The 14,574-nt window shown below is 61.5% G+C and carries 9 protein-coding genes; 8 read left to right on the top strand and 1 reads right to left on the bottom strand.

What is annotated here, in order from left to right; all coding sequences use genetic code 11:
- Positions 1 to 46 precede the first annotated feature (46 nt).
- Positions 47 to 1,471, bottom strand: coding sequence for an aldehyde dehydrogenase family protein (locus EKO19_RS33570; protein WP_129781800.1), 1,425 nt, complete (start codon positions 1,469 to 1,471; stop codon positions 47 to 49).
- 220 nt (positions 1,472 to 1,691) lie between these two features.
- Here EKO19_RS33570 and EKO19_RS33565 point away from each other — a divergent pair, with 220 nt between their 5' ends.
- The 8 genes from EKO19_RS33565 (at position 1,692) to EKO19_RS33525 (ending at position 14,566) form a co-directional block, all read left to right on the top strand.
- Complete coding sequence (locus EKO19_RS33565; RefSeq protein WP_129781799.1) at positions 1,692 to 2,858, top strand: 2-methylaconitate cis-trans isomerase PrpF family protein; 1,167 nt, start codon at positions 1,692 to 1,694, stop codon at positions 2,856 to 2,858.
- A 188-nt stretch (positions 2,859 to 3,046) separates the two neighbouring features.
- Positions 3,047 to 3,622 carry an RNA polymerase sigma factor gene (locus tag EKO19_RS33560; protein ID WP_157995567.1) on the top strand — a complete coding sequence of 192 codons (576 nt, stop codon included), beginning with the start codon at positions 3,047 to 3,049 and terminating at the stop codon, positions 3,620 to 3,622.
- Positions 3,619 to 4,680 carry a FecR family protein gene (locus EKO19_RS33555; protein ID WP_175597284.1) on the top strand — a complete coding sequence of 354 codons (1,062 nt, stop codon included), beginning with the start codon at positions 3,619 to 3,621 and terminating at the stop codon, positions 4,678 to 4,680. The genes EKO19_RS33560 and EKO19_RS33555 overlap by 4 nt, the downstream gene beginning before the upstream one ends.
- 293 nt (positions 4,681 to 4,973) lie before the next feature.
- Positions 4,974 to 7,673: a TonB-dependent receptor gene (locus EKO19_RS33550; RefSeq protein ID WP_129781796.1), complete on the top strand. Its 2,700-nt coding sequence runs from the start codon at positions 4,974 to 4,976 to the stop codon at positions 7,671 to 7,673.
- 1,471 nt (positions 7,674 to 9,144) lie between these two features.
- Positions 9,145 to 10,110: an MBL fold metallo-hydrolase gene (locus EKO19_RS33540; protein WP_157995566.1), complete on the top strand. Its 966-nt coding sequence runs from the start codon at positions 9,145 to 9,147 to the stop codon at positions 10,108 to 10,110.
- Between the two features lie 63 nt (positions 10,111 to 10,173).
- Positions 10,174 to 10,695, top strand: a complete 522-nt coding sequence (locus EKO19_RS33535) for an RNA polymerase sigma factor (protein WP_157995565.1) — start codon at positions 10,174 to 10,176, stop codon at positions 10,693 to 10,695.
- A 7-nt stretch (positions 10,696 to 10,702) separates the two neighbouring features.
- Positions 10,703 to 11,746 carry a FecR family protein gene (locus tag EKO19_RS33530; RefSeq protein WP_129781793.1) on the top strand — a complete coding sequence of 348 codons (1,044 nt, stop codon included), beginning with the start codon at positions 10,703 to 10,705 and terminating at the stop codon, positions 11,744 to 11,746.
- 111 nt (positions 11,747 to 11,857) lie between these two features.
- Positions 11,858 to 14,566, top strand: coding sequence for a TonB-dependent receptor (locus tag EKO19_RS33525; protein WP_175597283.1), 2,709 nt, complete (start codon positions 11,858 to 11,860; stop codon positions 14,564 to 14,566).
- The last annotated feature ends 8 nt before the right edge of the window (positions 14,567 to 14,574 follow it).

Raw genomic sequence — 14,574 nt, 5'->3', positions numbered from 1 at the left:
TCACCTGATGTTGGGAGTCGGTCGCCAGTCATTCCGCGGCGTGAAGTCAGGCGGTCGCTTTTCTCTGCAAGGATTTTGTTTCGAGGAATTCGCTGAGACCGGCCTCGCCATTCTCGCGGCCGAGGCCCGATGCACCGAAGCCGCCGAATGGCGCGGCAAGATTGAACGGAGCACCGTTCAGATCTATCTGTCCTGCGCGAATGCGACGGGCGACGGCGATTGCAGTCTCATCGGTGTCGGCCCACACGGCCGCGGCGAGACCGAACGGCGTGCCGTTGGCCAAGCGCACGGCGTCGTCCACACCCTGGTGAGTCTGCACTGTCAGTACCGGTCCGAAGATTTCCTGCTGTACCAGCGCGCAGTGCTCGGGAGCCGGACCGAAAACAATGGGCGCGAAAAAGAATCCGCCGGTCAGCTGCTCGGGAAGATTGCCTCTGGCGATGACAGGAATGCCGGCACGAATCGCGTCGTCGACGAACGCAGTCACTCTGCGCCTCTGCTGTTCGGAGACGAGCGGACCCATGCGAGTAGTTCGTTCCATCGGATCGCCGACGATGTACTTCGGCAGCAATTCTCGCAGCAGCTGCGCGACCGCTTCGAACCGCGCCTCCGGGACGATGAGCCGTGTCAGTGCGTTGCATGTCTGGCCGGAGTTCAGCAAACACGAGGCGAGGGTGGATTTGACGGCCTGCGTAAGGTCGGCGCCTTCCAGGACGACGGCCGGCGATTTGCCGCCCAGCTCCAACGAGAGGCGTTTGATGCCGCGGGACGCGAGCGCCGCGACGTGCTTGCCGGTTTCGGTCGAACCGGTGAAGGACACCATCGTCACGTCCGGATGCTCGACCAGCGCTGTGCCGACTTCGCTGCCGAGTCCGGTCAGCATGTTGAACGCGCCGGCGGGCAGGTCGGAGCCATCGATGATTTCCGCCAATATCAGCGCGCTCGAGGGAGCGATCTCCGAAGGCTTCAGCACGACTGTCGCTCCAGCGGCCAATGCGGCGGCGACTTTGGCGGTTATCTGGTGTAGCGGATAGTTCCAAGGCGTGATCGCGGCAACGACACCCACTGGCTCGTCGATCACGAGCGAGTGACCGATCGACCTTTCGTTACGAGCCTGCGCGGCGAGGCCCGCATAGGATCGCCACGCGGCAATGGGCGCTGCCACTTGAATCATCTCGCACAGACGTAGCGGCATTCCGACTTCGCGGGCGATGACGTGAGCAAGTTCGGTGGCGCGGGCTTCGAGACCGTCCGCGATCTGATTCAGTACGTGACTGCGTTGCTCCGGCGTGGCGGCGGCCCAGATCGGCAGTGCCTTCTGGGCCGAGCGTACCGCGAGGTTCACGTGCTCCGCGGATGCGAGGCAGATGCTCGTCATCGGTTCGCCCGTCGCGGCGTCGCTGACGCAAAACGATGGGGCCTGAATCTGCAGCCACCTGCCGTCGATATAGATCGCGTGTCGGTTGTTCATTCTCTATCTTGCCTGGGCGCAGCTTCCATCCGGCAGGACGATACCTGTCATCGGGCATAAAGAGGGCGCGGCGAACAATTTCCGTAACGACGTCAGCAAATATTCGCAACGCCGCGTTACCGACGCACAGGCAGGGCGATCGTGATGCATTTGCTATTGCTCACTTCCAAACGTTCTGGAACTATCCGTCGCCGGTTTGGCCATCGGTTGTGGTACCACCATGTCATCCATCGAAGTTGGCAAGAGCGTTGAGCAAGCCACGGTTCGCTGCGTCATCATGCGAGCGGGAACCAGCAAGGGGCTGTTCTTTCATGCGCGCGATCTGCCGTCGACGGCCGCGGCGCGCGATGCACTGTTGCTCGAGCTCATGGGATCTCCGGACGTATTGCAGATCGACGGCCTGGGCGGCTCGCGACCCATCACATCGAAAGTCGCGATCATCGCGCCGTCGACGCGCGCGGACGCCGATGTCGACTACACGTTCGGCCAGGTGGAGCTGGAGAGAGCGTCCGTTACCTACGATGCCAACTGTGGAAACATCTGCGCCGGGGTCGGTCCCTTTGCGCTCGATGAGGGACTGGTCGAAGTGCAGCCCGGCTCGACCCGCGTGCGCATCTACAACACCAACACCTCGAAGATCATCATCGCGGAGGTGCCGACGGTCGGCGGCAAAGCTCAGGTCGGGGGGCGCTTTCGTGTGCCCGGAGTGCCGGGGGAAGGCGCGGAGATTCGCATGAACTGGGTGGGCACGATCGGTTCCAGCACCGGCCGGCTCTTGCCGACCGGGAGCGTGACAGATCGCATCGTGCTGGAGGACGGCCGCGCCATCGTCGCCACGCTATGCGATGTCGCCAATCCGTGTGTCTGGGTGCGGGCAGACGATCTGGGACTGCAGACCAGCGTCCTGTCGGCAGACCTCAATCGCAACGTTCCGCTGTTGAGCCTGCTGCGCGAAGTGCGTGGCAAGGCTGCGGTTCTCCTTGGGTTCTGCGATGAATGGCAGCGCGCGGCGGAGCTATCACCGACGGTGCCGTTCGTCGGGCTGGTGGCTCCACCAGCCGATTATCTCTCTCTGTCCGGCGCCGCGGTTCTCGCCTCCGATATGGATGTGCTGGTGAGGCTGATCTTCATGGATCGCCTGCACGAGAGCATCGCCGGCACGGGTTCGATCTGCCTGGCAGCGGCTTCGCGCATTCCGGGCTCGGTGATCCACTCCGTCGCCCGTGAGTCGCCAGAGGTCTTGTTGATCGGTCATCCCTCTGGGATAACGGCAGCCAGGGTGAGGGCCAGCGCCATCGCGAGCTTTCCCTTCGTGCACTTCGAGGAACTGGGCTTCAGCCGGACTGCCCGCCGGCTCATGGCGGGGGATGCCTATTTTCGACGCTGACAGCGCCGGCGGTCGCTGACCGCTCTTACGGATTTCTTCGTCCAAACCCTCTTTAGATGGCGAGCCGGGCGGAGACCGGGACCGGGGGCCTGCCGATCCGGCGGCGCAAGATCGGAGAATGCCTTGGATTCAAGTGGTTACATTGGCCAGGGCGGTTCGGCGAGGGGCGCGATGCTGGCCGCTGCGACATGAATAGAAACGACGATCCGATTACCAAGGCGTTCCTGGCCTGCCGTAATGGGCTGGTCCGCTCGATACTGCGAATGTCGATCCGACCCGCCGACGTCGACGACATTCTGCAGGAGACGCTGCTGCGCGTCCTGAAGGGGAACGATAAGAAGCGCATCCAGTCGCCGCAAGGCTATCTGTTCGTCGTGTCCCGGAATCTGGTGCTGGAGAAACTCTCGCAACGCTCGCGGGAGATTTCCGCCGAGATCGACGAGTCCCAGGCGGATGTCGATGCGGTACCCATCGATCAGCAGTTGCACGACGCGCAGAAACTGGAAAGATTCAGCGAAGCGCTGCTGACGCTGTCGGCGGACAAGCGTCGTGCCATTCTGTTACGAAAATTCTGCGGTTTCTCGCAGAACGAGATCGCGAGGAAGATGGGAGTCTCGGTCAGCTCAGTGGAGAAGTACATCGCGAGCGGGCTGAGAGAATGCCGGCGTCATCTGATCACGCAAGGATACGAGTTCGAGGATTCAACGGAGGAGTGTCCTGCTCGCGGGCTGCAACAGACTGGCGAACAGGGCGGGGATGTATGAAACATCGTGCACCGCTCGTAGCACTGCGCACTCGCGAACTGCGCGAAGTCGAGGCTAGCAACTGGCTGGCGAAACTGGATCGCGGCACTCTGTCCGAACAGGAACGCAGCGATCTGAAGCACTGGCTGGCCCAGGATCCCGAGCACGGACGGACGCTCCGAAGCTACTGTTCCATGTGGAGCGAGATGGATTCGGTGCTGAACGCGCTCACGGCGAACGTCGAGGCGGTCGCCGAACCGGTCGTGACACCGGGATTCGTGCGACGGTATGCCGTGGTCGCGCTGGCTGCCGTGTGCCTGTGCGCGCTGGGTCTCGGCTGGTTCTGGCAATCGGCGCCGCGGGTGGTCGAGGCCACTTTGCTGACTGGCGTTGGCATGCAGAAATCGAATCGGCTCGGTGACGGTTCGGTGGTGCATCTGAACACCAACAGCATCGTCAAGGTCGAGTACTCCGATGCAGCGCGCATCGTTCGATTGTTGCAGGGGGAGGCCAAGTTCGATGTGGCGCACGAACCGCAAAGGCCCTTCATCGTCTACGCAGACAACAGCCAGGTCAAAGCCCTCGGCACCGAGTTCGTCGTCCGGCTGACCTCGCAGAACGTGGTTGTCACCGTCACCGACGGCAAGGTGCAGTTGTCCAAGCGTCAGTCCAAGGGCGAAGCTCAGCGGGCGGAGCGGACGTCCGCCGATGCGGATGGCCGTGCCCGGGACGAAGTGCTGCTCGTGAGCAAAGGCGAGGGCGCCACAGTCAGCCAGCTCGACGACGGCACTCCGGCGCCGCCCCGAAAGTTGACTGCCGAGGAAATGAAGCGTCAACTCGGCTGGCTCGACGGCCAGCTCGTGTTCAGCAACGAGCGGCTGGAGGATGTGATCGCCGAGATCAATCGCTACATCCCCAACCACATCGTCATCGAGGATGCCGAGCTGCGCGACCTGCGCATCAGCGGCCGCTTCAAGATCGGCGATAGCGAGGCGATGTTCGACGCCATCGAGACGTCCTTCGATGTGCGCATGGAGCGCGACAGCGACTCGACGGTGCGCGTCTCGCGTGAGAAGTAAACCGCTCCGCCCAAAACGGCGCTGCGGTGAAGCCTCGAGTCGAAGGCCGGGCGGGAAACTGCTCTGAATCGTAGTTGAGTCGACAACAAAGCGCGCATGGCGCGCGAGAGTTCTTCGGGGGAGCTGAGGCTTCGATGTCATGACCGCCTCATCGATGAATCGAATCTCACCTCATCGTCGCTCGTGCAAGGATGTTACGGGTATTTCGTCGCCGACCCTCTTTATGAGCTGTTGCATGACAGTAATCATGAGGTCAAGGGTAGCGACTGGCAGCGATACCGATCGATAGCGTTATGGTTGACGGCGTAAAGGCAACTTGTGCGACGTTGATGATCCTGCTGAGTTTCGCCGCTCGCGGCGAAGCCACGGAAACGCTATATCGGTTGGATATGCCTTCGTTGAAGGTGAACGATGCTCTGGACTACCTGGCGAGCAAGACCAACCATTCGTTGTTCTATCTGGCCAGTGAAGTTCCAGGCATCCAGACCAAGCCGCTGGAAGGCGTCTATACGGTGCGGGACGCACTGAAGACCCTGCTGGCTGATACCGGCCTCCATTCTGTCGTCACCAAGAGAGACGTGATCGTTGTTTCGGCAACACAGAAAACAGATGGGGGCGATGAGATGTCGAGTAAGTCAGTCAAGTCTTCTATGTTCGCGGCTTTGGCGCTGTCCGTGGCGGCCAATCCTGTCTCCGTCAGAGCGCAGGCCGTCACTGGCGAGGGCGGCGCGAAACTCGAGGAGATCGTCGTTACGGCGCAGATGCGCGAGGAGAATATCCAGGAGGTGCCGATCGCGATCAGCGCGTTCGACAGCGCGTCGCTGGATGAGTTGGGCATCAATGATATCCGCGACCTGCAGCTGTTCGTTCCAGGCCTGACGGTGGTCAGCGAGAACTCGCCGGTGCAGACCAGTATCAATCTGCGAGGTGTCGGCACGCCCGGCGACAATTGGGCCCTGGAATCCTCCGTGGGCCTGTATGTCGACGGCGTGTATCGTTCCAGGCAGTCCTCGGCGCTCAACAATCTGGTCGATATCCAGCGCGTGGAAGTGCTGAAGGGGCCGCAAGGCACGCTGTTCGGCAAGAACACCACGTCCGGCGCGATCCAGTACATCACCGTCGCTCCGGATCTGAACGACTACGGCGGCTACAGCGAAGTGAGCGCCGGCAATCTCGCCTATTTGAACGCGAATGGCGCCATCAACATTCCGGTGGTCGAGGGCAAGGCGGCCGCCCGCATCTCCGGCGGCATATCCACGCGCGACGGCTATGTCAGGAACATCGTCACCGGCGAGGATCAGAACGATCTGAATCGATTCGCGCTGCGCGGTCAGTTCCTGCTGGCGCCGAGCGAGGCGCTGAGTGTCAGGATCATCGCCGACTATCAGCAGATGGATGAGAAGTGTTGCTCGCAGAGCGTGGTGCTGAACAGCCCTCGCGATCTGTACATGCGCGACACGCTCGGGGCGACGATCGTTCTGCAGGATCGCTTCGATGACGACATCAGCGCCGCCGATGTCATCAATCGTGCGCTGATCGAGGAGTCCGGGCTGTCGGCGGAGGTGAACTGGCGCCTGGATGCCGTCACGCTCACGTCCATCACCGCGTATCGCAAGTTCGACTCGGAGAATTTCTTCGATGGCGACAGCACCGACCTGTTCACGCTCAACAACAACTGGTTCGCCAGCCAGGACACGTTCACCCAGGAATTTCGCGTCACCGGCTCGGTCGGCAAGCGCTTCAAGTATATCGGTGGCGCCTATTATTTCGATCAAGAGCTCGATGCCAGGCAGGAGTTGCCGCTCGGGCCGGACCTCAATCCATTGCTGGGCAATCCGACCAATGCGAGCTATCTGACGGCGCTGGGAACCAGTTGTGCGGCCGCCGGCGTTGCTCCGGCCGATTGCACGGCGCCGGTGTATCGCGACGGCGATCTGATCACCAACTTCGAGAATCAGAAGCAGAGCAGTTGGGCGCTGTTCGCCCAGGGCGACGTCGGTCTGACCGACGATCTGATTCTGACGCTGGGCTTGCGCTATCTGGATGAGCAGAAGGAGCTGAGCACCCGCTTCATCGAGAGCCGCTACAACCCCGCGTGGGCGGTGATCGGCTTCACCTCGCCCGTGCCGGTCGATATCGATGGCCGCAAGTTCTCCGACAGTGCGCTCACCGGCACCGCCAAGCTGGCCTACCGTTGGAGCGATGACGTGATGACGTTCATGTCATACGGTCATGGCTACAAGTCCGGCGGCACCAACGGCCGGCGACTGCCGCCGGGCGTACCGGTGACGTTCAATCCGGAGACGGTGGACAGCTACGAGATCGGTTTGAAAGCCGACTTCCTGGACAATCGCCTGCGTCTGAATGCTTCGGTGTTCCACATGGAGTTCGACGATTTTCAGGCGCAGAGCTTCAATGGCGCCGGCGGCTTCATCCTGCGCAACGCCGGCAAGATCACCTCTGAGGGGGCCGAGCTGGATCTGTCGTTCGCCGCGACCGACTGGCTGACGCTCACCACCGGCGGGGCCTACGTGGATGCCATCTACGACCGTTTCGATCGCGGGCCGTGTATTCAAACACCGGCGGTTGGCTCACCCGATGCGGGGCAACCCAACTTTCCGACGTTCTGCGACCTGTCGGGCCGACGCGTGCAGGGAACGCCGGAGTGGGCGGGTTACGGTTCGGCCTACGCGAAACGTTACGTTGCCAACGGCAACATGCTGTATGGGCAACTGGACGTTTCCTGGAGAGACGACACGCCCATCGGACCGGAGAATGATCCGAACAAGACGGTGGATTCCTATACGCTGACCAATCTGCGCCTGGGATATGAGTTCGGCGGCGGGCGCTACGACGTCTCGCTGTGGTCGAAGAACCTGTTCGATGTCGATTATCGCAAGGGACCGTATAACTCCACGCTTCGCGCCGGTGGCTTGATGGACAACCACACCGAACCGCGAACCTTCGGCGTGACCCTGCGCGCAAAGATGTGATGGCCCGCGGCCCCGGGTTCGGCGGTGCCGAGCCCGGGCGTCCGAGTCGAAGTGATCAGCAGCGTGCGTGGATAGCGTGTCTGCCGGCGCAGATTCTGATGAGGCGTCGAACTGTGCGATTTCCAGGCTGCTGGCGTTGAAGAAGTCGGGCAGCTGTTTGAGAGGCTCCACGCTCATTCGTTCGGCGTCACCGAGCTGCAAACTCCCGGGCTGCAGGAACCCGGAGTGTGAGATGAAGAATTCATTCGAGCTGAATGGCTCCAGCGCCGCGAGCCAGAGTTCGTCGAACTCCGGGACAGCCGGGCGATATCGCCGGCAACAATAAACTCGTGCTCGTCATGGGGCGTCCCGACGATGCCAATATCGATCTCTATAAAGTGGCCGTGGGATCGGGCGGTCCTCCCGGAGCCGGGTTCACCTGGCACACCGCCGCTCTTTCCGAGTAGGCGGTGCTGCTGACTTCGTCGTCGTAGGTTTGTCGGCAGAACTCACCTCGCGAGACCAACGTTTCTAGTTCGGTCATCTTGAGAGTAACCGCCATGGCATTCATCCACCAGCTTCCTGCAGCGCTCCTCCTCGGGCTGTTGTCTATCAACTCACAGGCGCGGCAAGCAGCGTCGAGCAGCACTAACTCTTCCGTCGCTAAAGACTGTACCGGACTGGCTCAGGCCGATGACCTGACCCGCCTCGCGTTCGAAATCTGGTGATTCGGTCAGGACTGCTTTGCTGTATGCCATAACTTCGACATCTCACAGTGCCGTTGCCGCTATCTGAGAACGCGGGCTCGTGTGGAAAGGTCTGACTTCTCCACCTCGTGCATCATCGGCTTCGGTTCCTCACCTTCCCGATGCGGACCGCTGTAGTTGCAACGGTCAAGCTGGAGATCTCCCGGTTCCCGTACAAAGAGCTTCTGAGCATGCCAGGTTCTACGACCTCGCCGGGCTCTGCGAGGCGCTTGCGATGACGCACCTGTGGATGTTGCCTTCCGCGTTACCAACCGCGTCGGCACCCGGGATGATTTTAATTACGCGGCTCAATGGCTGGCCTGCTCATACCCCGACCGACGCTTCGCCGGACTCCTCACGCAGACCTGCGCACGGCTTGGGGTCGATGTGACTCGCTAGATCCTCATCGCAGTGGACTCTCACCACCTACTCTTTGCCGGTCTCCCGGCGCACTGGTAACCAAACTTTATCAAGACTCACGGTGACCGCCGCTTCAGCGATCACGCCTCACTCGTACACCATTATCAGGGACGCGATCGCACAAGTCGCGGCACTTCCGTGATTGCCACAGTCATCGAATCAACTTGAGTCCACGGAACCGCCCTCGAGGCGACCATCTCGACATCGCTGGTTCGAATAAAGTCAGGCCCAGACATCCGGCTTGGCTACTCGGCCGCGATCCTTTCGCATTTCCTTTGTTACCTGCCGTTCGCGTAGAGTCTGCGAATCGACTTAAGGGGCTGCTCGTGAAAGAACTCGCGGTGAGGTGCTTGTATTCGGCGTTGGCAGTTGGCTCATTGTTGGCCACCAGCGCTCGAGCAGAATCCTGGTGTGACGCCGCGCCGCTGCCGGTGCTGGCTGCGCTCACTCAAGTCGACTCGGGCGAGGATTGGTTCAAGATCTATGTCGTGGCCGACGGCGTGTTTGCCATTACCGAGCCGCGCCAGGCAGAGGGCGTCAATTCGTTCCTGATCGTAGGGTCCCGGCGCGCCGTGCTGTTCGACTCGGGGCTTGGTATCGGTCGCATCGGCAAGATCGTCTCGAAACTGACGCCACTGCCCGTGACCGTGTTCAACTCGCATACTCATTTCGATCACGTCGGCGGCAATGCCGAGTTCGCTGACGTGCGAAATCTGAACATTCCCTACAGCCTCGCGAGCTCGCGCGGACACGTCGATCCGGCACTGGCTGAATATGCAAGGCCCACACTCGCCGAGGATCATGTTTGCGGTTCACTTCCGGCATGGGTGACGAGCCGCGAATACAAGATTCCAACGTGGCGCATCTCACGCTACATCGAGGACAACGAACGGATCGACCTGGGGAATCGAACGCTCGAAGTGCTGCGAACCCCGGGTCATACGCCGGATTCGATCACCGTGCTCGACCGCGCGCACGGCCTGCTGTTCACCGGCGACACGTACTATTCAAACCAGATTTATCTCTGGGCGCCCGGCACGGATCTGGCCGCGTATCGGGCATCGATCGATCGGCTGGTGGCGTTGCGGCCCAGTCTCAAGGTACTGTTGCCGGCCCACGGGGCGCCGACGGCCGATCCCGAGCAACTGGTCGAGCTCCAGACGGCTCTGCGGGAGATTCTCGCGGGTTCCGTCCCGTCGACACCTGCGTCCGGGAATCGCCGCGTGTTTCGCTTCGAGCATTTCTCCATCCTGATGGCCCAGCCGCCAGAGGCGGCGCCAGCCCCGAAGTGACCGGTATCCACTTTTCGGCCCAGAGCTGTCTACAGTGATGGGAGAATGCATTTTCGGACTGCCATGGGGACAGAGAACAGACAGGCCTTCATCGCCGCGCTGGCCCGGGCGCATGGTTCTCGGCTGCGCCGATTTCTGGAGCTGAAGCTCCGGGGTGCTTCGGCGGATGCGTCGGATCTGGTGCAGGACGTCTATCTGCGGCTGCTGCGGATGCCGCGCCACGAGACCATCCGCAGCCCGCAGGCTTACCTGTTCACCGTGGCGCGCAATGTCCTCTACGAACATCGACTGAGCCATGCGTCGGCGCCCAAGGCCGTGGAGATGGACGAAGTGCTGGCCGAGATCGAGGCCTACGTGCAGGACGATGCCGGTGCTTACATCGACGCGGTTCGGCAGCTCGAGCAATTCGATCAGGCACTGAGCGGGGTATCGCCGCGGGCGTACGCAACTTTCGTGCTACAGCGGCGCTACGGCTACACCCTAGATGAGATCGCCAGGCAGCTGGGCGTCTCGCGCCCCATGGTCAAGAAATACTTGGCCAAGGCGGTAGAGCATTGCCGACAGCATTTTGAAGGAGTTCGGTAACGCCATCATGAGCAGGGAGACTTCCAGGGAATCGACGAATTCGCAGATCCTGGCGGAAGCCAGCGAATGGCTGATCGAATTCGAGGCCGGTGAACCCGATTCCGACACCCGACGTGAGTTCGACGACTGGCTGCGCCAGTCGCCGGAGCATGTGCGCGCCTATCTCGGGCTACTGCCGCTCTGGAAACAGGGCTCGGTCGCGAAGTTCTCACGAGATCAGGGACCGGAATCTTTGATTGCCTACGCCAATACGGAAGGAAATGTCGTTGCTTTGACCGGTAGCGCACAGCCTGGGCAACGTTCGAGGACTCGCACGCATTGGCCAGCCGCGATGGCTGCCACAATAGCCTTCGTGGTAGTGGGTGGATTGTTCGCGTGGCGCGAATTCCAGGCGCCGCTCTATACGACCGGCATCGGCGAACAGCGTTCCGTGTTGCTGCCTGACGGATCAACGCTCGAGCTCAACGCACGAAGCAGAGTGCGCATCGAGTTCACTGAGAAGCAACGCGGGATCGATCTGTTGCAAGGTCAGGCACTGTTTCACGTCGTGGCCGACGCGCATCGCCCGTTCGTAGTAAGCGTCGACACGCTCAGTGTCCGCGCGGTCGGGACGCAGTTCGACGTGAATAGAAGGGCGAGCGGCACGATCGTCACGGTTGTGGAGGGCCGCGTGTCCATTCTGGAACCCTCGCCGAGCGGTGGCGCTGAGGCGAGTCGAAAATCTTTCCTGTCCGCGGGCGAACAGGTGACGGTCAGCACTGATCCGGCAAATCAGCCCAAACAGTCAAGAACGGCGGATGCGGCGGCGGCCACCGCGTGGACTCAGCGCAGGCTGGTGTTCGACGCCTCGACGTTGTCGGAGGTCGTCGAAGAGTTCAATCGATACAACGTAAGACCGATCAAGGTCGTCGACGCCAGCCTGGATGGATTTCCCATCACTGGATCCTTCTCCTCCACGGATTCCGCTTCGTTGCTGCGCTTTCTCGAGGCCCAGCCCGGTATCCAGGTCACGACCGCCGACGATGAGATCCGCGTCGCCCTTCGCAAATAGATCGCCGCCGCGGTATCCGGTTTGCCGCGCGTTCCTGTCTATACGTGCATGAGCCGGTCATTTCGAATGACGGCAATCACAAGAAGCCTGGGGAATGGCGGAGGGGATCTCATGCGCGTGATGGTAAGTGCGGCTTTGATGTGTTGTGCGACGGTGGGTCTGGCTTCCGCTCAGAACGCACACGCGATGATGCGCAAGCCAACGAATATTTCAGCTCAGCCGCTGCGTCCGGCGCTACAGCTGTTGTCCAAGGAGCGGGACATACAGGTGGTGTACCGCACCGATGTCGTCGCGGACCTGCGCACCGGAGGTGCCGTAGGCGACCTCACCTCCGAAGAAGCGCTCCACCAACTTCTCAAAGGTACCGGTCTGACCTGGCGCTATCTCGATGACAAAACCGTCACGATCGTGCCGATCGCAAGCGCCTCACAGCTGCGTATCAGCGCGCGGCTCGATAGCGATGAAACTTCTTTGGCCCAGAATCGCGCGCAGGCCGGCGTTGCTTCGCAATCCGATGAAGCGGCAGGCCTCGAGGAAATCGTCGTCACGGCGACCCGCCGCACCACCACGCTCCAGGATACGCCGATCAATATCGCTGCCGTGACCGGCGCGCAGATCGAGCGCGAAGGCCTGAGGACTTTGTCCGAAGCGACGCGCGCCATTCCCGGTATCAATGTCATCGATCAGGGTGGCAGGGGTGGCAGCCAGATCGTCGTGCGCGGCCTCAACGCGGAACCGCTGGCCAACAACGACAACAGCAACGATGGTGGCGGCACCGTTGCCACCTATCTTGGTGAAACCCCGGTGTTCATGGAGCTCAAGCTCAATGACATGGAGCGCGTTGAGGTTCTGCTGGGGCCGCAGGGCACGCTGTACGGCGCCGGCACGCTCGGCGGCGCGATTCGATACATCCCGCGACGGCCAAGTTTCACCGAGGCGTCCGTGGAAGTTCGTGGTGCCACCTATCGCTACAGCGCGGCGTCCACCCAGAGCTTCGATGGCGGAGCGACCGTCAACCTTCCGCTCAGCGAGAAGTTTGCATTTCGGGCCTCGGTCGATCGGCTCGACGATTCGGGTTTCATCGACCAGCGCTATGTCCTGCGGGAACCCGGGACATCGCTGTCCAGCGCATTTGGCAGCCCGGAGGCCATTGCCGAAAATTTCCGCCGCAAGCGCGACGTCAATTACGAAAAGACCTGGTCGGGTCGCGTTGCCGCGCGCTGGGCACCTGCCGATGCGGTCGATCTCAACCTCACCTATTACTTCCAGAATCAGGATATCGGCGGGCGGCAGTCCTCGTCGCACCGGCTGGACAGCCTGCCGGTTTCGTTCGGCAAGTATGAATCGGCGCTACGCGTGCTCGAGCCGGCCGAGCGAGACAACCAGCTGCTGACGCTGGAGGGAACCTTCGACCTCGGTTTCGCGGAGCTGACCTCGGCGACCAGCTATTCGGAATATTCCTCGCGCAGCCAGCGCGATCAGACCGATCTCGCGATCGAGCTCGGCTTCGGCTACGAGCTGTTCCCGGGCCTGGTGAATTTCACCGACGAGCAAATCGAGGAGAAGCGCACCAATCAGGAGTTACGCCTCGTGTCCAAGGGCGAGGGGCCATTCAGCTGGACGGTCGGCGGGTTCTACAACCGTTTCAAAAGGGTGATCGACTACGTCGAGCTCACGCCCGGCCTCCACGAGTTCTTCGACTTTGCCGTGGGCGACGACCGTGACTATCTCTCGATCGACCGCAGCGAGCGGGAGGAATATGCCTTGTATGGCGAGCTCTCGTATCAACTCACCGATGCGTGGTCCGTTACGGTCGGCGGTAGATACTACAACTACGACCTGAGGCTGGCGTCGGCCGCGACGTTCCCGCCTTTTCCGGCGACCGGACCGCAATTCAACTTCTCCCGGGCCGGGCAGAAGGACGATGGTGTGCTCGGCAAGCTCAACGCTTCGTACCGCGTCTCGGCGGACACACTGGCCTATGGCACGATCAGCCAGGGCTATCGCGGCGGCAGTTCGAACGCTCTGACGCTCTGCCCTGTACCGCTCCCGCCGGATACTTTCGTCTGCGGTCAGCCCAACGAGCTCCTCTACACGCCCGACAAAACGACCAACTACGAGCTTGGATTCAAGAGCCAATGGTTGGATCGTCGTATAACACTCAACTCGGCGGTCTTCTATATCGATTGGAAGGACGTGCAGCTCGGTTCCTCTACCCAGGTCGGCGCCGTGGGAATCACGGTCAACGGAGAGGGTGCTTCCAGCCGCGGCGCCGAATTCAATCTCGGCGCGAAAGTCACCAGCAAACTGCGCATCGAGGGCAACTACGCGTACACCGATGCGCAGCTGGACGAACGCTCGCCGAGGCTCATCCGTACGGTCGTTCCGCCAGGTTTCGCTGCTGTTTATATCGATGGCGAGGCGGGTGACCGGTTGCCCGGCTCAGCCAGGCACCGCGGCAGCATTGCCGCTTCCTATGTAGAGCCGATCAGTGCCAGGTTCGATCTCGACTTTGGCTGGAGGACGGTTTTCTCCGGCAATGTGCTGAGCATGGCCGGTGCGCGCGGCGACAGCGTAACCCTCCCGTCCTACTCGATCAGCTACGCGCGGATCGGTCTCACCGACACGCAGAACGAATTTTCGGTAACGCTTTACGCCGACAATGTGTTCAACAAGTTCGTCGAGGTTAGCGAGCGCGGCACGCCGCTTTTCAATCAAGTCGTCTCGGATGTGTTCGGTGATCCGGTCTACGATCGACGCTTCTCCACCGGCGTCCTGCCACCTCGGCTGGTCGGGCTGCGCTTCACGAAGGCGTTCTAGGAATTCGC

The organism is Peristeroidobacter soli, assembly GCF_004138485.1.
Taxonomy (GTDB): domain Bacteria; phylum Pseudomonadota; class Gammaproteobacteria; order Steroidobacterales; family Steroidobacteraceae; genus Steroidobacter; species Steroidobacter soli.
Note: the sequence above shows the minus strand (reverse complement) of the source record. Positions and strands in the feature narration are given on the sequence as shown.